The 21,363-nt window shown below is 57.8% G+C and carries 14 protein-coding genes; all 14 read left to right on the forward strand.

Annotated features, from left to right (window positions below; all coding sequences use genetic code 11):
* Positions 1-96: 96 nt before the first annotated feature.
* Positions 97-1,398 carry a nucleotide sugar dehydrogenase gene (locus tag AAG895_RS17395; protein WP_345793231.1) on the forward strand — a complete coding sequence of 434 codons (1,302 nt, stop codon included), beginning with the start codon at positions 97-99 and terminating at the stop codon, positions 1,396-1,398.
* Position 1,399: 1 nt separating this feature from the next.
* Entirely contained in the window at positions 1,400-2,458 is a 1,059-nt protein-coding gene (locus tag AAG895_RS17400) for a Gfo/Idh/MocA family oxidoreductase (RefSeq protein WP_345793232.1), read from the forward strand.
* A 3-nt stretch (positions 2,459-2,461) separates the two neighbouring features.
* Positions 2,462-3,502 carry an FAD-dependent oxidoreductase gene (locus AAG895_RS17405; RefSeq protein ID WP_345793233.1) on the forward strand — a complete coding sequence of 347 codons (1,041 nt, stop codon included), beginning with the start codon at positions 2,462-2,464 and terminating at the stop codon, positions 3,500-3,502.
* Entirely contained in the window at positions 3,499-4,092 is a 594-nt protein-coding gene (locus AAG895_RS17410; protein WP_345793234.1) for an acyltransferase, read from the forward strand. The genes AAG895_RS17405 and AAG895_RS17410 overlap by 4 nt, the downstream gene beginning before the upstream one ends.
* Entirely contained in the window at positions 4,089-5,195 is a 1,107-nt protein-coding gene (locus AAG895_RS17415) for a DegT/DnrJ/EryC1/StrS family aminotransferase (protein WP_345793235.1), read from the forward strand. The genes AAG895_RS17410 and AAG895_RS17415 overlap by 4 nt, the downstream gene beginning before the upstream one ends.
* Entirely contained in the window at positions 5,185-6,267 is a 1,083-nt protein-coding gene (gene wecB / locus AAG895_RS17420; protein ID WP_345793236.1) for a UDP-N-acetylglucosamine 2-epimerase (non-hydrolyzing), read from the forward strand. The genes AAG895_RS17415 and wecB overlap by 11 nt, the downstream gene beginning before the upstream one ends.
* A gap of 4 nt (positions 6,268-6,271) precedes the next feature.
* Positions 6,272-7,054, forward strand: coding sequence for an ABC transporter permease (locus AAG895_RS17425; RefSeq protein WP_345793237.1), 783 nt, complete (start codon positions 6,272-6,274; stop codon positions 7,052-7,054).
* Positions 7,047-8,813 (forward strand): ABC transporter ATP-binding protein, encoded by a 1,767-nt coding sequence (locus AAG895_RS17430; RefSeq protein WP_345793238.1) that lies wholly within the window; start codon positions 7,047-7,049, stop codon positions 8,811-8,813. Before AAG895_RS17425 ends, AAG895_RS17430 begins: the two co-directional genes overlap by 8 nt.
* A complete protein-coding gene (locus tag AAG895_RS17435) occupies positions 8,803-10,491 on the forward strand; it encodes a methyltransferase domain-containing protein (protein WP_345793239.1) in 1,689 nt (562 codons plus the stop codon). The genes AAG895_RS17430 and AAG895_RS17435 overlap by 11 nt, the downstream gene beginning before the upstream one ends.
* 6 nt (positions 10,492-10,497) lie before the next feature.
* On the forward strand, positions 10,498-11,880 hold the full coding sequence (locus tag AAG895_RS17440; protein ID WP_345793240.1) for a glycosyltransferase: 1,383 nt from the start codon (positions 10,498-10,500) through the stop codon (positions 11,878-11,880).
* Positions 11,877-16,151: a D-glucuronyl C5-epimerase family protein gene (locus AAG895_RS17445; RefSeq protein ID WP_345793241.1), complete on the forward strand. Its 4,275-nt coding sequence runs from the start codon at positions 11,877-11,879 to the stop codon at positions 16,149-16,151. The genes AAG895_RS17440 and AAG895_RS17445 overlap by 4 nt, the downstream gene beginning before the upstream one ends.
* On the forward strand, positions 16,151-18,067 hold the full coding sequence (gene asnB / locus AAG895_RS17450) for an asparagine synthase (glutamine-hydrolyzing) (RefSeq protein WP_345793242.1): 1,917 nt from the start codon (positions 16,151-16,153) through the stop codon (positions 18,065-18,067). Before AAG895_RS17445 ends, asnB (AAG895_RS17450) begins: the two co-directional genes overlap by 1 nt.
* Positions 18,060-19,289 carry a glycosyltransferase gene (locus tag AAG895_RS17455; protein ID WP_345793243.1) on the forward strand — a complete coding sequence of 410 codons (1,230 nt, stop codon included), beginning with the start codon at positions 18,060-18,062 and terminating at the stop codon, positions 19,287-19,289. Before asnB (AAG895_RS17450) ends, AAG895_RS17455 begins: the two co-directional genes overlap by 8 nt.
* Before the next feature lie 84 nt (positions 19,290-19,373).
* The gene (asnB, locus tag AAG895_RS17460) at positions 19,374-21,275 is read left to right on the forward strand and encodes an asparagine synthase (glutamine-hydrolyzing) (protein WP_345793244.1); all 1,902 of its coding nucleotides are present in this window, start codon (positions 19,374-19,376) and stop codon (positions 21,273-21,275) included.
* The last annotated feature ends 88 nt before the right edge of the window (positions 21,276-21,363 follow it).

Below are 21,363 nucleotides of genomic sequence, written 5' to 3' on the forward strand. Positions count from 1 at the left end.
ACGCGCCACCATCACCGCTCGCGGCGGCAGCATACGTATCGCGCGCAGCAGCACCGAAAAATTACATTTCAATAATTAAATTCAGTGAATCACAAAATGCACACCCTTTCTGACATAAAGCTCGCCGTCATCGGCCTCGGTTACGTCGGCCTGCCACTGGCCGTTGAATTCGCCAAGCAGCGCGAAGTTCTCGGCTTCGACATCAACCGGGCGCGCATCGACGCCCTGCGCGCGGGTCACGACAGCACGCTCGAAGTCTCGGACGAAGAAATGCGCGAGGCCAAGGGCCTGCGCTATTCCGCCGAACCGCAGGATCTCGCGGCCTGCAACGTCTTCATAGTCACAGTCCCCACGCCGATCGACGAGCACAAGCGTCCCGACCTCACCCCGCTGGTCAAGGCCTCCGAGACCATCGGCAAAGTGCTGAAGAAGGGCGACATCGTCATTTACGAATCGACTGTCTACCCCGGAGCCACAGAGGAAGACTGCGTCCCGGTCCTCGAGAAGTTCTCCGGCCTCAAGTTCAACGTCGACTTCTACGCCGGCTACAGCCCCGAGCGCATCAACCCGGGCGACAAGGAACACCGCGTCTCCACAATCAAGAAGGTCACGTCCGGCTCCACCCCCGAGGTAGCCGAACTGGTCGACCAGCTCTACCGCAGCATCATCGTCGCCGGCACCCACAAGGCCAAGAGCATCCGTATCGCCGAGGCCGCCAAGGTCATAGAGAATACCCAGCGCGACCTCAACATCGCGCTGATGAACGAACTCTCGGTGCTCTTCGCCCGCCTCGGCATTGACACTCTCGCCGTGCTCGAAGCGGCCGGCACGAAGTGGAACTTCCTCCCCTTCCGTCCCGGTCTGGTCGGCGGGCACTGCATCGGCGTCGATCCTTACTACCTAACCGACAAGGCCGAGAAGGTTGGCTACATACCGCAGGTCATCCTCGCCGGACGCCGCATCAACGACAACATGGGCCGCTACGTCGCCCGCACCACCATCAAGAAGATGGTGCAGAACAAGATCGACCTTTCCAGCGCCACGGTTGGCGTGTTGGGGCTAACTTTCAAGGAAAACTGTCCCGACATCCGCAACAGCAAGGTTATCGACATCATCCGCGAGTTCCAGGACTTCGGGATCCGCGTCGTCGCGACCGACCCCTATGCGGACCCCGCCGAGCTCGCCCACGAATACCCCGGCGTCGAGATCGGCGCGATCGCGACCTCCAATCCGGTCGACGCGCTCATCGTGGCAGTGGCCCATCAGGAATACGCCACCTTGGCCGCGACCGACATCAAGGCCCTGTTGAAGTCGCCTAGCGCCGTGGTGGCCGACGTCAAAGGTATGTTCGACCCTGATCAACTCAAGCAAGCCGGCATCTGTGCCTGGAGACTCTGACATGCATTTCGCCTCCCCCATTACCGACCGCAAGATCCGCTTCGCCCTCGTCGGCTGCGGCCGTATCGCGCAGAACCACTTCGCCGCCATGGAAAAGCACGCCGACCGCTGCGAACTGGTCGACGTCTGCGACATCAACCCCGCCGCGCTCGAAGCAGCGATCGCCAGAACCGGTTCCCGCGGCCATGCCAAGCTCACCGACCTGCTCGCCAGCACCACCGCCGACTGCGTCATCCTCACCACGCCGAGCGGCCTGCATCCCATGCAAGCCATCGAGATTGCGGCGACCGGCAAGCACGTGATGACCGAAAAACCCATGGCCACGCGCTGGAACGATGGCCTGCGGATGGTCGAAGCCTGCGACAAGGCCGGCGTGCGCCTCTTCGTGGTCAAGCAGAACCGCCGCAACGCCACGCTGCAGTTGCTCAAGCGCGCCGTCGAGCAAAAGCGCTTCGGCAAGATTTACGCGGTGTCGGTCAACGTGTTCTGGACGCGCCCGCAGGATTACTACGACAGCGCCAAGTGGCGCGGCACCTGGGAATTCGACGGCGGCGCCTTCATGAACCAGGCCAGCCACTACATCGACCTGCTCGACTGGCTCATCGGCCCGGTCGAATCGGTGATGGCCTATACCGGCACCCTGGAGCGCGACATCGAGGTCGAAGACTCGGGCGTAGCCGCCATCCGCTGGCGCAGCGGCGCCATGGGAACGCTCAACGTCAGCATGCTCACCTACCCCAAGAACCTCGAAGGCAGCATCACCATCCTCGGCGAGAGGGGCACGGTGCGCGTCGGCGGCGTCGCGGTCAACGAAATCCAGCACTGGGAATTCGACGAACAGCGCCCCGAAGACGAAGAGATCAAGCACGCCAGCTACGCCACCACCAGCGTCTATGGTTTCGGCCACCCGCTCTACTACGACAACGTGATCAATACGCTGCGTGGTGAGGCCGAAGCCGAGACTGACGGCCGCGAAGGCCTCAAGAGCCTAGAGCTGCTCATCGCCATGTACCTGTCGTCGCGCGACGGCAAGCGCGTGGCACTGCCTCTGGAGTACTGAGACGTGCGTGTGGCGGTCGTCGGCGCTGGCATCGTGGGGGCATGCACCGCCTGGGCGCTCGCGCGTCGCGGCGTGGCGTGTACCCTTTACGAGCGCAGGCAGCCAATGGGCGAGACCAGCCGCGCGTCGTCCAAGCTGTTGCACGGCGGCCTTCGTTACCTTGAAACCGGGCAGTTCCGCCTCGTCGGCAAGGCGCTGCACGCCCGCAGCGACTGGCTGGAACTCGCCCCGCACCTGTGCCACCGCCTCGAAATGCTGCTGCCCATGTACCGCGAGAAGGGGCGTTCACAGCTCACCATCGCGGCCGGTATCCGCATCTACGACGTGCTGGCCATGGGTAGCGGCTTTCCGCGCGCGCGCATGCTCAAGCCGGCCGAGGTACTCGCCCTGCAGCCGGGCCTGTCAGCCGAGGGGCTCGTCGGCGCGTGGGCCTTCTTCGATGCACAGATGGACGACTACGCCCTGGGCAGCTGGGTGGTCGAGCAGTTCTGCGATCTGGGCGGCGAATTGGTCACCGACCATGAGGTGCGCAACCTCGCCGAACTCGACGACTACGACCGCATCGTGAATGCCACCGGCCCTTGGGTCATGCAACTGCGCGAGACAATGCCCGACAGGCCGAGCTACCACCTCGACTGGGTGCGTGGTAGCCACCTCGTGCTCGACCGTCCGTGTCCGGCGGCCATGCTGCTGGAAGTGCCCGGTTCCAGCCGCATCTTCTTCGTGCTGCCTTACCAGGGCCGAACACTCATCGGCACCACCGAGGTGCGCCAGACCGGCCCCAACAACCCCGGCCCGAGCGAGGACGAAATCCAATACCTGCTTGACGCCCACAACGCCTACCTGACACCCACCGTCACGCGCCACGATGTCGTCGATGTCTTCTCGGGCGTGCGCCCGCTGCTGCGCAGCGCCGCCAACCCCTCCGAAGCGACCCGAGAATGGGCCTTCGAGCGCACCGCCCAGGTGCTTCACATCTACGGCGGCAAATGGACCACCGCCAAGCTCCAAGGCAACGACGCCGCACAAAGGATCCTGCAATGACTCAGAACACCCTCTACACCGTCCACCCCAGCGCCATCGTCGATGACGGCGCCCAGATCGGCGAAGGCTCGCGCGTCTGGCACTTCGCCCACGTCTGCGGCGGCGCGCGCATCGGCAAGGGCGTCTCGCTCGGCCAAAACGTCTTCGTCGGCAACAAGGTCGTCATCGGCGACAAGTGCAAGGTCCAGAACAACGTGTCGGTCTACGACAACGTCACCCTCGAAGAAGGCGTTTTCTGCGGCCCCAGCATGGTGTTCACCAACGTCTATAACCCTCGCTCGCTCATCGAGCGCAAGAGCGAATACCGTAATACCTTGGTCAAGCGCGGCGCCACACTGGGCGCCAACTGCACCATCGTCTGCGGCACCACCATCGGCGAATTCGCCTTCGTCGGCGCCGGCGCCGTCATCAACAAGGACGTCAAGCCCTACTCCCTGATGGTAGGCGTGCCGGCCCGCCAGGTCGGCTGGATGAGCGAATACGGCGAACAGATCCCGCTGCCGGTGAAAGGCAAGGGCGAATACACCTGTCCTCACACCGGCCAACAGTATCGACTCAACGACCAAACCCTGGAGCGCATCAGCAAATGAGCATCCCCTTCATCGACCTCAAGGCCCAGTACCGCGCACTGCAACCGCAGATCCAGGCCAGCATCAATGCGGTCCTGGAGCACGGCCAATACATCATGGGGCCGGAGGTTCGCGAACTCGAAGAGCGCCTCGAGGCCTACACCGGTGCAAAGCATTGCATCACCGTCGCCAGCGGCACCGAGGCCCTCCTGATCAGCCTGATGGCCTTGGGTATCGGCCCCGGAGACGAAGTCATCACCACCCCGTTCACCTTCGTGGCCACCGCAGAGGTCATCGTCCTGCTTGGTGCCAAGCCGGTCTTCGTCGACATCGAGCCCGACACGTGCAACATCGATGCGAACCTGATCGAAGCCGCAATCACCCCGCGCACCAAGGCCATCATGCCGGTCAGCCTTTACGGCCAGCCGGCAGATATGGATGAGATCAACGCCATCGCCGCGCGCCACGGCAATATCCCGGTGATCGAAGACGCCGCGCAGAGCTTCGGAGCCGAGTACAAGGAGCGCAAGAGCTGCAACCTGTCCTCCATCGGATGCACCAGCTTCTTCCCGAGCAAACCGCTGGGCTGTTATGGCGACGGCGGCGCGATCTTTACCAGCGACGACGCGATCGCACAGGCCTGCCGCGAGATCCGCGTTCACGGCCAGAGCAAGCGTTATGTGCACACCCGCGTCGGCGTCGGTGGGCGCATGGACACGCTGCAATGCGCGATCGTGCTCGCAAAGCTGGAGCGTTTCGATTGGGAGATCGCACAGCGGCTCGAGATCGGTGCGCGCTATAACCAACTACTCGACGAAATCGGTTTCCAACGCGTGATCCAGCGTCCCGAACGTACTTCTGTATACGGCCAGTTCACGGTGCTCTGCGAAGACAGGGAGGCGGTTCAGTCGTCATTCCAGAAGGCGGGCATCCCGACGGCGGTGCACTACCCTGTTCCGCTGAACGAACAGCCGGCCTACAAGCATCTCTGCTGCCCGGATTGCACGCCTATTGCCAAAGAAACAGCAAAGAAGGTTATGAGCTTGCCGATGAGCGCGGACTTTTCGTACGAAGATCAACGGACAGTCTGCAATCTCCTCAAGACTGGAATTCATGATGCTTAAGATCCTCACTATCGTCGGCGCCCGCCCGCAGTTCATCAAGGCGGCAGCCGTGTCGCGTGTCATTCGCAATGACCATGCAGGCACCATCGAAGAGATCCTGGTTCATACAGGACAGCATTACGACACAAATATGTCGCAGGTCTTCTTCGACGAGCTCGACATTCCACACCCGAAGTTCAATCTCGAGATTTCAGGTGGCACTCACGGTGTAATGACCGGGCGCATGCTGGAAGCAATCGAAAATGTGCTGCTGTCGGAGAAACCTGATTGGGTTTTGATTTACGGCGATACCAACTCCACGCTAGCCGGCGCACTGGCCGCGGCTAAGCTGCATATTCCTGTCGCCCACGTGGAGGCTGGACTGCGCTCGTTCAACATGCGGATGCCCGAAGAGATCAATCGCATCCTGGCGGACCGTGTCTCCAACCTGCTTTTTTGTCCTACTGAAGTCGCAGTGGAAAACCTGGCACGGGAAGGCGTTAAGAAGGGCGTATCACTCGTCGGTGACGTGATGTACGACGTATCCCTGTACTACCGTGATGTCGCACGATCGCGTAGCGATGCGCTCGATCGCTTCAACCTCAAGGAAGGTGAATACGTGCTCGCAACCTGCCATCGGGCAGAGAACACGGACGATCCTACCCGGCTTCGCGAAATCGGACTCGCACTTGCAGATCTTGCAGCCAATCAAGCAGTGATCCTTCCGGTTCACCCACGAACAGCCAAGATAATGGCAGACCAAGGACTCATCCCAGCTATGCGAAACGTGAAGCTGGTCGACCCCCTGCCTTTTCTCGACATGATTCGCCTTGAACAGTCTGCCCGCCTGATTGTCACCGACTCAGGTGGCGTACAGAAGGAGGCGTTTTTCTATGATGTCCCTTGCGTCACGATGCGTGATGAAACCGAATGGGTCGAAACCGTGGAACTGGGCTGGAATGTTCTGACCGGTGCATCACGGGAACGAATCCTGTCAGCCGCATCATCGCCTGCTCGACCTGTAGAAAAGGGTAATCTCCCTTATGGAGACGGCAAGGCTAGCGAGAAGATCGTCGCGGCACTGAGTACCTGAGCCAATGCGCGCGCTTGCAACCCTCTATCAGCACCGGCGTCTTCTGCAGGCGACAGTGCTGCAAGGCCTAAAGGCCAGGACATCTGGCAACGTGCTCGGTGCTGTTTGGCTCGTACTATACCCCCTGCTTTTCCTGCTGATGTATGCGGTGGTATTCGCCCATATTCTGCAGGTCCGACTTCCGGGGCTGGGCACAGCCGATTACGTATTGACTATATTCTGCGGCTTGGTGCCGTTTCTGGCCTTCTCAGAAGCGTTCGGCATCGGTACGCCCAGTCTTGTGGCAAATCGGGGCCTACTGAGAAACACACTTTTCCCAGTTGAGCTGGTTGTCGCCAAGGACGTACTGGTTGGTCACGCGAGTATGGGACTCGGCATGCTGATGGTTTGGGGTGCCTGTATATACGGCGGCCATCTCCATCTCTCCCATTTTGCATTTCCGCTAATTTTCCTGTTACAAATCGTCATGGCCCTCGGCCTCGTATGGATAACGGCAACACTCACCATTTTCTTCAGAGACCTACAGCAGGCAACCCCCATCATTATTCTTTTCATGATGCTTGTCTCTCCGATCGCATATACCGACGACATGGTGCCAGCAGGCCTTAAGCCAATGCTCGACTTCAATCCACTTGCGCGGTTGATGTCCCTTTATCGCTCAGCATTACTTGACGGACATGTCCCCGTTGCCGATCTCCTCATCTTCGCGGGAATGGCCTTCATTGTCTTTTTCGTCGGCTTTGCCTTCATCACACGTTTGAAACCGCTATTCGCCGACTATGTCTGACATTGCGATCAAGATCGAGGGCGTCACCAAGTCCTTTAGACGCTTTCGCCACCCAGGTTGGCGAGCGCTCGATGCTTTCGGAGTCTCCGTGCCGCGTAGCCGATACGATATCTTCGACGCACTAAGGGGCATAGACGTTGAGGTTCGACAGGGCGAACGAACTGCACTGATTGGCCGCAACGGCGCGGGCAAGAGCACCCTTCTGCGCTTAATTTCTGGCCAGATGCAGCCCGACTCAGGACGCGTCCAGGTGACCGGCAACATTCAAGCCTTGATGGAACTCGGTACCGGCTTTCATCCGGATTTTACCGGCATCGAGAACATCCACGCGGCCCTCGCTCTGCAGGGTTTGAGAGGTTCATCGTTACGCACTCAGGTCGAAGAAATCATCGACTTCACTGAACTCGAAGATTTCATCGACAGACCTGTCCGCGAGTACTCAGCCGGGATGTACGCACGGCTCGCGTTCGCAGTCGCAACCACGATCAAGCCCGAAATACTCATCGTCGACGAAATTCTCGGTGCGGGCGATGCCTACTTTGTGGGGAAAAGCATACAGCGCATGAAAGCCCTCACGGAAAACGGCGCTACGGTACTTTTCGTATCGCACGACATGAGTTCGGTCCAGTTACTATGCGAGCGCGCAATTTGGATCGATCGCGGTATGGTTCGTAAGGAAGGACCAATACTGCAAGTCAGCAAAGCCTATATGGCCGCTGTCCGTGAAGACGAGGAGATCCGTACCCGAGCGCGCACCATGTCGCTCACACGACAACAGGCAGCGGGACTCGATCGCCAGAGCCGTGTAACACTTTTCCGACTGATCGGAGAGGTTACGCCACCTCGCAAACCCTTGTCAGTGTCGGCAATACGTTTCGGTTCCGGTGATACCGAACTCGGGCGCATTGAGCCGACCAGGAGCGCCGACGAAGGCAACGGCCCGATGCTAGATGCGGCCCATATGAACTGGCGAGGCCCTGAGACCGCTTCAGGCCGGCTGTGCTGGCAGTTCGGTGACTTTGGCGGGCTATTTGGCCATGCCCCATGGCAGATCACATGGCCAACGGCACCTGTCGAAGGCGCCTGGATCGAACTGGATGTCCTGGCGTCACAAACGGACCCTGTCGCGGTCGAACAATTCGATCCCGAAGCGAACGGCTATGTGCGCCTCGGAAAGATCGAGGCCAGCGGCACGGACCAATGGCAAGCAGTGAAAGTATCCTGCCTTGAGCAACCTATTGCCGAGGGAGAGCGTGTCACCCACAAACTCGATCTGCTTGAGCTGAAATCGGATGATCGCTACGGCTCCGGAGAGGCCCACATCACGGCCTTCGGTTTTCTGGATGCCGACGGGGAACGCCGTCACACCCTGATTACAGGTGAAGAGGCATCGGCAGTCATTGCTTTTTCCGCGCGGGGAGAGCTACTGGACCCGGTTGCGGTCATTGCCATTTATCGCCCGGACGGCACGTGCGTAATGCAGGTCGTTTCCAATAGAGATGGCACATCGTTTGGGACGGTAGCAGGCGAAAGGCTCATAAGAGTCAATTTCGCTCCACTTCAACTCGGTCCAGGTGATTACATCGTTTCAGTCGCATTGTTCAAAGAGCTCAACATCGCGACACGCGTTGAGCCACAAGCGTACGACCTGCACGATCGATGCTACGCACTCAAGATGCTGCCTCCCCCCGGTGTTGGGATCGAGATTGGCGTGGTTAATCAACAGGCCACTTGGGAAGTGTTGTCGCATGGCCGATGAGAAGCTCTACGAATCTGCGGCTGTCTGGGACCAGGAATTTCAGCTTGGGCAACGCAACCTGATACAGGCGATCTGCGACCACTGGCCCAAAGGCATTCGGACCGCACTAGACGTCGGCTGTGGAGACGGAAAGATCACCCATACGCTTGCAGAGCGCGTAAACACATCTTTTCATGGCTTTGATGGTAGCCGTGAGGCGCTTTCTCGCCTTCGTCTGCCATCCACACATGGCGACGTTAGCGCACTTCCGTTCGATGATGATGCATTCGACGTCGTGCTCACTACAGACGTTTTTGAGCATCTTCCTGATCAGGTCGAGCAGGTCGCATGGCAGGAACTCTTTCGAGTTGCGCGCGGCTGGGTGTTCTTCGCCGTTCCATTCCGCGAAGAACTACTAGATGCCAGCACAATCTGCACGAATTGCGGAGAGCAATATCACGTCAACTGGCATCACAGAGGCTACGATCTTGCGGGTCTGTCAAACCGCACCCCACCTGGCTGGAGACTAGTTCGCGCAGTCCTGTCGGGCGAGCGATGGTCACCGATGCTCCCACCAGAGACCCATTACCGACGCCTGGCACTGAATGAGTGGTCCGGCTGGACAGAAGCCGTGTGCCCTGCATGCGGGGCGCCTGGTCAGCCACCCGTCGAGCCGTCCGCACTTGCCGCTGATGTTGCGCGTGCCTTGGGCCAATACATCTACGACGTGGCATCCGAGCGGCGCTTCCTCCGCAGCCACAGCGAGATTCTCGTCATCTTCTGCCGTTCCGACCTGCCCCTCGAGAACGACGCCCCCCTCACATGCGACACCGAACGGATCTCGGCTGCACAGTGGGTTTCCCGTCTGGGTGTGGCAGACAACCTCGACCCCTATCCCCAGGCTGCGAGAATGGTTTCAGCTGTCGGCGGCGGGTATGTCGCACAGTTCCCGGTCTATCCGGAAAGCCTGCCGCTGTTGAGCTTTGCAGCACGCAGAACCGGGGCGATTTCTATCGTTGTTGAGGACGGCAGCGGCCTCGTGTTCAGCGGTGATGTCGATCTTTTCCCGGACACGCCAACGAGAGTCCCGCTTCCATGCGAGGTCCGGGCCGGCTATTACGGCCTTATCGTCCGCCTGCCATCGATCGATTTCTTGGAGTCGATCACTCTCGAAGGCAAGACTCCTTCGGTCTCCTACGTGTTCCCACACAAGGACGGAACGAACTATTGTCACGTACCCGGCACAACGATCCACATTCAGGTAACGGACCACCTCTGGATTGATTACGAATCCCTTGTTTCGTCGTCTTTACGAGTCGACCAGATCGAGACGTCCGCAGTTCGCGCCCTGGTTCGAGCCGAGACGGGTCTTGAGGACCGAATCCAGTTGGCAAGAACAGTGATCGAGCAAAGGAAACTGATCGCTGCATGTGAACAAGAGGCAACTCTCGCCACGCAGAAATGCGATGACCTCGCCGAGCAGATCACGCAACAACAGCGACTCATAGATGCCCTAACGCAAGATAAGGACGGTGTAGGGCACCAACTGATTCAACTCAATCATGAAAAGCTTCAACTACAGTCTTCTTACGAGCAGTTGAAGTTGGAGCTCGAGCAGTTCAAAGAGCGAACCGAAGTACGATTTGGCGATTGGATGCGTCGTACTCTCCGCGCGCATCGCAAGTCAAAGGGAGCGTAAGCCAGCATGAGTGTCACCCCGCATCCGCAGACCATTTTGATGCTTTGTCACGACCAGCATCTCGACCGGCGTGTCGTTGCCCAGGCCCAGTCCCTTATTTCGACCGGTTGCCGGGTAACGCTTGTGGCGCTCTCGTTTGGTCCGGAAAGCAGCAGGGAAGTTACGCCCGAGGGAATAAATCTTGTCCGTATCGGACTCACCAATATAGTTCCGGAGAACCCGACATATCGCAGTTACATGAGGCGTCAGCAGAGACTGAACACAATCCTGAACTGGTCAGCCAATCGAATTCCGGCGCTTCGTTCCGCTTTCAACACGGCGTTTCGGCTCGCTTCAAAGACAAACTGGCAGTGCTATCGGGCGATGCTCTTGCTGGTGTATCGAAACCGCACCTTGCACGACCCCCTGCCCTTCCGAAGTGCATTCGTGAACGCTGCAGCGAGCCTCGAGGGCGATGTCATCCAGGTGCACGATCTGCCGGCCCTCGAAGCCGGCGTCGAACTTGCCGCCCAGCGCCACGCCCCCCTCGTTTATGACGCGCACGAACTCTATCCAGAGCAAAAGTCCTTTTCGGCGATACAGCGCCGAATCTGCTCAGCTGCCGAAGCTCGCTTGATCCGTCATGCCGACCTGATCTTCGCTGTCAATGAATCCATTGGACGCGAGATGGCTGAGCGCTACTCAATCGACATGCCGAAGGTCTTGTTGAACGCAATCGATCCTCCCGCTGCGTTCGATCCGTCGCTCAAGTATGACCTCCTGCGAGAGAAGCTCGGGCTCAGCAAGGACAGACGCCTCCTGCTATTCCAGGGAGGTTTCGCTCCAAATCGAAACCTCGAGAACCTCGTCGCTGCATTCTCGAAAGTCGCCACCCCCGACGTTGACCTGATCATGATGGGCTTCGGCCCGTTCGGAGACACCTTGCGCGCCATCGCAAGCAAGCACGGCTTGCTCGACAAACGCGTTTTCTTTCTGCCGGCAGTTCCACAATCAGAGCTCCTGCAGCACAGCGCATCCGCAGACATGGGCATCATCCCGTACCCCCATGTCGATCTGAACTCCTACTACTGCACGCCGAACAAGTTGTTCGAATTCATCCAGGCCGGCCTTCCCATACTGGCAAACGAGTCGCCCGAGTTGGATCGGTTCGTCGTTCAGCAGGGCTTTGGCGTTGCTCGCCCGATGCAATGCGCAGATGACATCGCGGCCGCGGTCGATCATGCCTTCTCACGCACGGAGATTCCGGACTGGAGACGTCACATCCAGATGCGTCGGGGCGAATTTGCCTGGCGGACTCAATCCGTCAGCTACCTGGAGGCAATGCGGTCAGTGTTCAACTCCGCGGTCGAGAGAAGGCCCCCGGTGTGCGAAGCGGAGGCAACACCATGAACAACCGTTTGAAGGCGCTCTCGCTGCGCTCACGAAAGGCTCTCGTCACCCTTGTTGCAGCCACAGGCGTCCTCGCCGGCTGCAATCAGGATCTCGACTACCTCAGTCTTCGGTCCCACGTTCCTTTTGCTAGCGCCTCATCATCCTCAGCGCAGACGGATGTAGATCGCGCCCACCACTTGGTCGATGCGGACGGCATCCCTTTTCTAAGCATCAACAACGTGGGTAAACAGCGCCACCCTGCATGGATAGCGCTCTATGCGCTCGCCTATGCCGGCAGGGAGGTCTATGACGAAAGGCTTGCGGGGCTTGAGGATGACCTGAAGTTCCAGGCCTGTATCGATTGGCTGGAGAACAACCTGCGCCAGGACAAACACGGCCAATGGGTCTGGCAGTACCACTTCGACAGCACGTACAACGACATCTCGATCAAGGCCCCGTGGTCCAGCGCTTTTGCTCAGGCCACGGGCATCCAAGCGCTGCTCGTAGCATATGAGCGCACCGGCGAAAGCCGCTACATCGATTTGGCGAAGAAGGCTGCACAGCCGCTATTTACTCCGCTTCGCGCAGGTGGCTTCCTGTTCGAGGCCGGTGCCGATATCTGGTTCGAGGAGATTCCTGAGCCAATCGAGAACCCCGGCCATATCCTGAATGGCCACATGCGGGTACTTCTTGCGCTGGCGGATCTTCACGAGGCAACGAACGACGAGACGGCCGCAACATGGCTCCAACGGGGTACCGACACGCTGCATCGATGGCTTCCGAAATTCGACACGGGCTATTGGTTGCGGTACGACCTCAATCCCCGCAAGGAAGATCTGCTGTTCAGGTTTGCCAATCCGTACGGCTTTCCCGCTCACGCACTCGCGATCGACAAGATCACGCTGCGAGATCCCGTTTCTAAGACAGAGGTATCGGTCGATGTCGGAAGCGAGATGGATGCCACCGGTGCGGCACGCATCGCGGGGACGCACTGGGGACAGATCGAAGAGGTGGCCGGTCGTTCGGCACGGAAACTCATCCCCGCGGCGCTCGATGACAAGCCCGACGAAATGCGGGCTCCGCACACCTACTTCTACGTCTCTTTACCCGGCGAGTGGAAGGACAACCTCCGCGACCAATGGTACGAACTCATCATCGAGTACTACGACGATATCGCAGCCAATATCACGATCCAGCAACGTTCAATTGCACCCGGGCAGACTTTCCGAGACATGCGCGATGGTGATCTTCATCTGAACGGCGCTCGTCACTGGCGAAAATGGATCATACCGGTACGTCCATCGGATCTCGGATACTCAGTAGGGAGATCTTACGCCTCCAAGCACTTCCAGTACCTTGCAAAACTTTCGGAGCGGAAGAAAGGTTTGGAACCTTGGGCAAGGATTGCTGCTGGCTACCTGAACCTCACCGGAGCACCCGCTCTTGTCAACCGCGTCGAACCGAAGGGGCAACTCAGCCTTCCTGATCAAACGCCGCTCCTACCTATCTACTCTCTGGACTCAAATGGAGTTGTAAGACTACATATTGGCGATTCATCAACAAAGTGGCAATCGGACGGAAAACTGGATCCCGCTAGCGGACGAGGAACTCCCGTCTATTCGCCATACATTGTTGCGGAACAGCTGATATCGGGATCAGAAATGCCCGGGGCGAGTTCATTCATGGATAACGCACATCTTATTCGCAAGGACTCTGCGTTGCACTGGCTTCTCGACCCTGCCAACTACTCATCCGTGAACAATACGTCGATCTATTACTATCCATTTGATAACACTTATAACGATATAGCCAGCCGCGCACCATGGCCATCCGCTTTCGGACAGGCGTACGTGCTTAAGTCCTTGGTGCGGACCTTTGAGAGCACAAAGGAAAACGACGAATCCCTCAAGTCGGCCATAAAGCGCACCGGACTTGGATTCTCTGTTGAGTTGGGTGAAGGCGGTATCACCCACATAGATCGATCTGGACACGCTTGGTACGAGGAGGTTCCTAACGGCACGCACGTACTGAACGCGCACCTAGTCAGCGTGCCTCAACTCGCTGAGGCGTCTCGCACGCTGAACGACAAGGAACTTAACACTCTCTCAAGTCGAGCCATTCTTGCGCTAAGAGAAAAGCTGAATCTCTTTGACACGGGATATTGGTTACGCTATGACCAGAACCCAAGGAAAGAACTACTCATTCAGCTGGACTGGATTGATGGGGATAGATCGCCACTAATCGATACAGTCTTGCTTCAGAACCCTCAGACCGGTAAATACATTAGCCTAGACATTGGCACTCCTACAGATGCAGAGGGGCACGTCCGACTTTCTGGAACCGAATGGGGCCCCCAGCAGATCGTAGACGGTAGAACAGTGCGTCACTTCTCCAATGGTTATCAAACACGCGATGAAGCTGTACAGGGAGGAACAACACATAACGCTTTTCTCATCCTTCAACTTCCAGACTGGGATTACGCCGATGTTTTCGATACTCCCCCACATCGCCTGATCATTCGATACAAGGACACCGGTAAAGGTAACTTTGCGATCAAGACGCAGGCCATCCACGAAGGAAATCGCTTGACGTTCGTCCCACTGCGTGGAGGCATCTGGACTCTTCAAGGCGATCAGCAATGGAAAGAGGCAGTCTTCACGATTCGCCCCCAAGACATGGGTTGGTACAAAGGTCCTGACTACCAGCAGTACGAAGTCGAACAGTTACAACGCATTGCGAACCTGACCAACGATTGGTTCTTTTATCAATATGCAGACCGCCACCGGGACTTTCTTGCGCGGCAACGCGACGGAGTCGCTGCAATCGTCGAAAAGCAAGACGCGAGCAACACCCTGCCGATCACCCTGCGGGTACTGGACGCGGGCGGCACCTATCCGGGACACGGCTTTGAGAACTCCATTGATGGGGACCCGAATGACGACTACACCGCAGGGCTCGAGAACGACACGAATTATGTCGTAGTCGAACTTGAGCGCGAAGTTCGATTGGCAGCGATCGGTCTGCACTGGGAGAGCGAGCAAAACCGTGCAGACTTCGTTCGTGTCCGTGAGCTTCTCTCCGACGGCTCGATCGGACGCACGCTGGCAGAGGGCTCACCAGGTCCGGGGCAGGTGGTCAGAATGCGTCTCGACCCTGGACACGCAGTCAGGAGGCTTCGAATCGACTTTGGCGCGTTCGCCGGACAGGCACGCATCCTACTCCGGCAAATCAAAGCAATTGAGGCGGAGCACGGCATAACTACTCCGTCTCTTTTTCGGCGGGACACCAACCAGTTTCTCACAAGCACTGACCCCGCTAATCCGCTTAACGTATTTAGGATTCCAATCACGGAATCGATCCGCCACATTGCAAGGTCTCTGGTAGACGACGCGAGTTCTGATCATGACAAGATCGTTGAATTCATGCGCTATATTGGTCAGTTCAAAGTTGGGGTTGCTTCAGACTCATCTCCTGAGGCCACAGTAACAGAGCGAATCGGCGCATGCGGGACGTTTACAAATACATTGCTGGCATTGAGCGCTTCACAAAACCTTAGAGGGCGTGTTATTAGCATGCTCAACTTCCCTACTAACGATGGCCACGCTGTTGCGGAAATATTCACCGACGGCAAGTGGCGCCTCTATGACCCGACCTATGGGACATATTACATCGATCGACGCCGGCCGGAAGCAGGAGCCCTATCCTTCGACGAAATTAAGACCGGGTTTATGACTGGAGCCGTAGATATCGGGCAAGAGGTTCTCACCTACCGTCCTGGTCTCGACCGATTCACCGGCAGGGATATATTTGTCAAAGCAGATCCCTCTGGTGTTATTGGCCCCGACCGACCTATGGTGTTCCGGCTCTTTCTCGACGCTACCGATCGTCCACAGCTACTACAGGCCGATTTTGGACCGAAGTTTCAAGGGGCGAATTTTTTGGGAGCAGCCAGCACGAACCAGAATCATGAATGGATAATTTCTGGACTAACCCCTGGGCATGCATATATTTTTTCGGTCGAACCAGAGTATCTCGGGGGCGATATTGAGGTTGGCGATAGTTATATTTTTTCTCTTTTCTCGACCATTGAGGGCGAACGAAAGAAACAAGAAGAAGTTTTGCACAACTTCGACTTCTCAATGAAGCCGGTGGCGCCTTGGCGAATTCATTTTGTCGCTGATAACGCCGAGATCAAGATCATCTTATCGCATCGATATAGAGGCCCTAGATTTCGGTATATGTGGATGAAGAGCTACAGGATTGAGCGCATGAACGAGGAGAATTCATAATGTGTGGTTTTGTTGGTTTGGCAGGCAGCGACGTTGCCTCAACAGTATCTCCGAAACATGCTGAGGCGATGCTCAAGTCGATCGCTCACCGAGGACCAGATGGTGACGGGCTTTTTACGTCAAGAAACATGAAGGTCTGTCTAGGGCATAGTCGCCTCGCGATTATCGACCCCGAACACGGCAGGCAGCCCATGACCACGCAAGACGGGGAATTGACCGTCGTGTTCAATGGCGCGATATACAACTACCTCGAATTGCGGCGTGAACTGATCGGCAAGGGTCATCCGATTCACTCCTATTCGGATACCGAGGTACTGCTCTACGCCTACCGTGAATGGGGCGAGCATTGCGTTGATCGCTTCCTAGGAATATTCGCGTTCGCGATCTGGGATGAGCGAAATCACCGTTTGTTCTGCGCACGTGACCGGATCGGAATAAAACCCTTCTACTACGCATTTGACGGAAAAACGCTTGCGTTCGGCTCCGAGATCAAGGCAATCCTCGCGTCTGGCGTGGTGAAAGCGGAGGCGGACAGGCCAGGACTGCAGGACTACCTCACGTTCCAGTTCTGCTTGGGCGACAAGACGCTCTTCAAGAATATCCTCAAGCTCGAGCCGGGCCATTGCATGACGGTCCAGCTTGATGGCGATCGCCTTTCGCTGCATACACGGCAGTACTGGGATCTCAGGTATGAGATCGACGAAGGCCACGACGAGCGCTGGTTTGTGGACCATCTCGCTGGCTTGATCGAAGACGCCACCCGTATGCATTTGCGTTCGGACGTTCCGCTGGGCGCACATCTTTCCGGCGGCCTGGACTCAAGCACGGTCGTATGCCTGGCCGCCGGTCTGCTCCAGGGGGAGCGGATCAAGACCTTTACCGGGGCCTTTCCGGAAGGTCCGCAGTTCGATGAAACGGGCTATGCGAAAGAGGTTTCCGCCTTTGCGGGGACGGACTACAGGGAGATCTACATTCAGGGCTCCGAGCTGCCCGATGTTCTCCCGAAGCTGATGTACTACATGGACGAGCCGCTGGCGGGGCCAGGAGTCATTCCGCAGTACTACGTGTCGAAGCTCGCATCGGAGCATGTGAAAGTCGTACTCGGGGGGCAAGGTGGCGACGAACTCTTCATCGGCTATACGCGCTATCTGGTTGCGTACCTAGAGAAGTGCCTTGCCGGCGCGATCTATCAGACCGCTGACCAGCATCGATACGCGGTCTCCCTGGAATCGATTGTTCCGAACCTGCCGCTTCTGCAGACCTATCGCCCAATGCTCCAGGGGTTCTGGAGCAAGGGGCTATTCGATGCACCTGACAAGCGCTACTTCAGCTTGATCGACCGTAGCGAAGGCATGAACCACCTGTTCAGCAACGACCTGTTCTCGAGTGGCTATTCGCCCTTCGAGTCTTTCCAGCAGATCTTCAACCGCGATGGACTGGATTCGCTCATCAATCGGATGACCTATTTCGATCTGAAGGGCTCGTTGCCGGCTTTGCTTCACGTCGAGGATCGCACGAGCATGGCGGCATCGATCGAGTCGCGCGTCCCCTTGCTGGATCACCGCATCGTGGAGTTCATGGCGACCATTCCGCCGAATATCAAGTTCGCCGGCGGTCGCATGAAGCATCTGTTCAAGGAAGCCGTTCGTAACACGGTGCCGAAGAAGATCTTCGACCGACAGGACAAGATGGGCTTCCCGACACCGCTCGCGCAGTGGACGAAGGGCGTGGCACGCGAGTTCGTACGGGATATCCTGCTTTCCGATCGAGTTCGGCAACGGGGTATCTATAACGTCAATGCGATCGAACGTGCAATTGACAGCGAACGCGAGTTCGGGCGCGTGGTCTGGGGGCTGCTGTGTCTCGAGCTCTGGCACCGGATCTTCATTGACGGAGACATGAAGGTCAATGCCTGAGTCGAAGCATGCAGCTAAGTCGGTAGTGATGCTAACCGCCGACCGTCAGATCGACCGACGCATTCTGCTCGAGGCAGACAGTCTCGAGGCCGCAGGTTGGGTGGTTACGATCGTCGCGATGCCCCTCGATTCGGCAAGGGATGACGGGGACCGTCGGATCGTGCGACTGTCTGCCGGCAGCGCGGCAGCGCGTGAGAACCTGGTTCTACAGGCCTATCGTTGGATCAGGGGTGCGATTCCGATGAACGGATTCGCCATGCGCACGCTGAAGCGTCTGACTTGGCGTTATCTGGTGGATCAGGAGGCGTTCTTTGTCCGACTCTTCGCGGATACGGCAGCACGCTACTCGCCTGATGTGTTTGTGGCGCATGACTTGCCAATGCTCGCCGTTGCCCGACTGCAGGCGGAACGCTGTGGGGCGAAGCTCGTCTATGACAGCCATGAACTCTACTGCGAGCAGGAGTTCTCCGAACGCGAGCGGAAGCGCTGGGCTCAGATCGAAGCAAAGCACATCCGTGCCTGTAATGCGGTGATCACGGTCAATGCGTCGATTGCAGCGGAACTTGAAAAACGGTATGGAATAGGCCGTGTGGGCGTGATTCACAACGCGGACCGTGCATCAGCTCCGCCGGAGCCCACCAAACTCTTCCATAGGCGATTCAAGCTTCCAGAGTCAACGCGGATTCTGCTCCTCCAGGGAGGGTTGTCGGCGGGACGCAACCTGGAATCGCTCGTTGCAGCGATGGCCCATATCCGCGACGATTCGATTGCACTGATCATCCTCGGCGATGGTGCGCTCTCTAAACCACTGGCGGCGAAAGTGAAAGAGCTCGAGCTAGGCAGTCGTGTTTTCTTCCACCCTGCCGTCGCACAGGAAGAACTACCACGTTACACGGCGGCCGCAGATGCTGGCGTCATCCCCTATCAAGCTACGTGTCTTAACAATTACCTTTGTACGCCAAACAAGCTCTTCGAGTTCATCGCCGCCGGGCTCCCGATCCTTGCCAGTGATTTGCCTGAGATAACGAAAATGGTCAAAGGGCGCGACATTGGCCTGGTTGGCGACATGAGCGCCCCTGAAACCATAGGCCGATTAATTGAAGATTTCTTTGGTGACACGACGCGCCTCTCAACGTGGAAACGAAACGTGTCTCTTGTACGGAACGATGTTTGCTGGGAAGTCGAGGGTCAGAAGCTTGTCGCTATCTACGACGAACTTTGATCAGTCAATCCCCAGCATGCTTTTTGGGCAACGCCCGATGGGGAGTGCAGTTGAGATGATCGGTCGAAACGCGGGGGCATTCTGATGTGCGGAATTGCTGGGCTGGTATCCAGGAATGTTCGTGATCTGCGCTCGATCTTCGCGATGACGGCCGTGCAAGCTCATCGCGGCCCGGACGGGGCCGGTCACGTGTTGTTCGATGACAAAGGAAATGCAGGCCTCTGGCGCGAGCAGCCAGACCTGTCCAACGCATCCATCGGCCGCCTTGCCTTGGGGCATCGGCGTCTTTCGATCATTGATTGCACGGACAGTGGTCATCAGCCGATGAGCTATGACGGGGGCAGATACTGGATCACATACAACGGCGAAGTCTACAATTATCGCGAACTGCGTGAGGAACTCCGAAGACGAGGTTGCACCTTTCGGTCTGAATCGGACACGGAAGTGATCCTTGCAGCCTATTCCGTATGGGGTGCGGATTGTTTTTCGCGGTTCAACGGAATGTGGGCCTTGGCCATCTGGGATAGCGTCGAGCAATGCCTCGTTCTCTCTCGCGATCGCTTTGGCGTCAAGCCACTTCATTTCTGCACCCAGAACGGATCACTCTGGTTTTCGTCCGAAATTAAAGGCTTGCTCGCGGCCGGCACTCTACCCATCAAGACGAATGACCAAGCCATCTACGATTATCTTGTTCACGGGACCGTCAATACCTCCAATCACACGTTCTTCGATGGCATCGTTGCCTTCCCATCCGGTTGCTATGCGGTCGTTTCACCGCAGGACCTCACGGTTTCGCCCAAGGCATACTGGCAGCTAGGCCTCTCTGCGCCTGCGGAAAACTTAGCTTCTTTCGAACAGGCCTGCGATACCTTTCGGGAGTTGATCACGTCAGCAGTAGCGTTGCGCATGCGTAGTGACGTTCCTGTCGGCGCGTGCCTTTCCGGGGGACTGGATTCGTCAAGCATCGTCTCGCTAATGGCGAGGATGACGAAGGGATCTCTCCATACGTTTACTGCGCGATTCCCTGAGCCCGAATTCGACGAGGGGCCATGGGCACAACGTGTCATCGATGCCGTGGGTGCCTCGGGGCACATGTCCGAGCCGACCGAAGCAGGATTGATCTCGGATTTCGCGCAACTTGTCTGGCACCAGGAAGAACCCTTCTCGTCTGCCAGCCTGTATGCCCAATGGCTGATCATGCGACAGGCTCGCGAAGCAGGGATCCCCGTACTGCTCGACGGCCAAGGGGCCGACGAGATCCTGGGCGGCTATAGAAAATTCTACGCCTTCTACGTAATGTCGCTGTTGCGGCAGGGACGTGTCATCGACGCGTCTAGGGAAGTACTCGCATTATTGCTGAAAGGTGATCGCGGATACTGGCGCTGGCATGAAGGGTCGCGTTATCTCCCGCGTGTTCTTCGCCGACACAGCTTTGATATGGAGCGTTTGCTGCGACCGACCACGCACGCCCTGAGCACGACGAGTGCGGTCTCACTAGGCGCGACGCCGGACATACGGCAGCGGCAATTGCTCGATCTCAATCGCTACAGCGTACCAAGCCTCTTGCGTTACGAGGACCGTAACTCCATGGCCTGGTCAGTCGAGAGCCGTGTCCCCTTTCTGGACTATCGCTTGGTGGAGTTTGCGATCAGGCTTCCAGTCGAGCACAAACTTCGTGCCGGGCAAACAAAGGCTGTGCTGCGGGCCGGTCTGCGCGGCATCGTGCCCGACGCAGTGCTCGATCGGCGAGACAAGATGGGATTTGTTACGCCCCAATCTCGTTGGATGAATGGTGCGCTAGGCGAGCATATCGAAGCGGTTTGTCTCGATTCCGCATCAACCCTGGACCGTTGGGTCGACTTGCGAGCCGCCTTGCACGTCTGGCGCACTGCTTCTCCATCGGGGCGGGAGATCGGTCAGTCCCTCGTCTTCCGGCTCGGTACGCTTGCGCATTGGCTGAATCGATTCAAGGTTTCTGCATCTTGAGCGCGCCGAACATCTGGTACATCCATCCTTATGCCGGAGGCCCCGGGGTTGGTCGTTACAACCGCCCATATGAACTGTCTCGCGCCTG

This window comes from Thauera sp. JM12B12 (genome assembly GCF_039614725.1).
Taxonomy (GTDB): domain Bacteria; phylum Pseudomonadota; class Gammaproteobacteria; order Burkholderiales; family Rhodocyclaceae; genus Thauera.

Coding starts and splice junctions, on each gene's coding strand:
- AAG895_RS17445 (WP_345793241.1), top strand. CDS start 11,877: ATGAACAACCGTTTGAAGGCGCTCTCGCTGCGCTCACGAAAGGCTCTC.
- asnB (WP_345793242.1), top strand. CDS start 16,151: ATGTGTGGTTTTGTTGGTTTGGCAGGCAGCGACGTTGCCTCAACAGTA.
- AAG895_RS17440 (WP_345793240.1), top strand. CDS start 10,498: ATGAGTGTCACCCCGCATCCGCAGACCATTTTGATGCTTTGTCACGAC.
- AAG895_RS17410 (WP_345793234.1), top strand. CDS start 3,499: ATGACTCAGAACACCCTCTACACCGTCCACCCCAGCGCCATCGTCGAT.
- AAG895_RS17425 (WP_345793237.1), top strand. CDS start 6,272: ATGCGCGCGCTTGCAACCCTCTATCAGCACCGGCGTCTTCTGCAGGCG.
- AAG895_RS17400 (WP_345793232.1), top strand. CDS start 1,400: ATGCATTTCGCCTCCCCCATTACCGACCGCAAGATCCGCTTCGCCCTC.
- AAG895_RS17395 (WP_345793231.1), top strand. CDS start 97: ATGCACACCCTTTCTGACATAAAGCTCGCCGTCATCGGCCTCGGTTAC.
- AAG895_RS17430 (WP_345793238.1), top strand. CDS start 7,047: ATGTCTGACATTGCGATCAAGATCGAGGGCGTCACCAAGTCCTTTAGA.
- AAG895_RS17455 (WP_345793243.1), top strand. CDS start 18,060: ATGCCTGAGTCGAAGCATGCAGCTAAGTCGGTAGTGATGCTAACCGCC.
- AAG895_RS17415 (WP_345793235.1), top strand. CDS start 4,089: ATGAGCATCCCCTTCATCGACCTCAAGGCCCAGTACCGCGCACTGCAA.
- AAG895_RS17435 (WP_345793239.1), top strand. CDS start 8,803: ATGGCCGATGAGAAGCTCTACGAATCTGCGGCTGTCTGGGACCAGGAA.
- wecB (WP_345793236.1), top strand. CDS start 5,185: ATGATGCTTAAGATCCTCACTATCGTCGGCGCCCGCCCGCAGTTCATC.
- asnB (WP_345793244.1), top strand. CDS start 19,374: ATGTGCGGAATTGCTGGGCTGGTATCCAGGAATGTTCGTGATCTGCGC.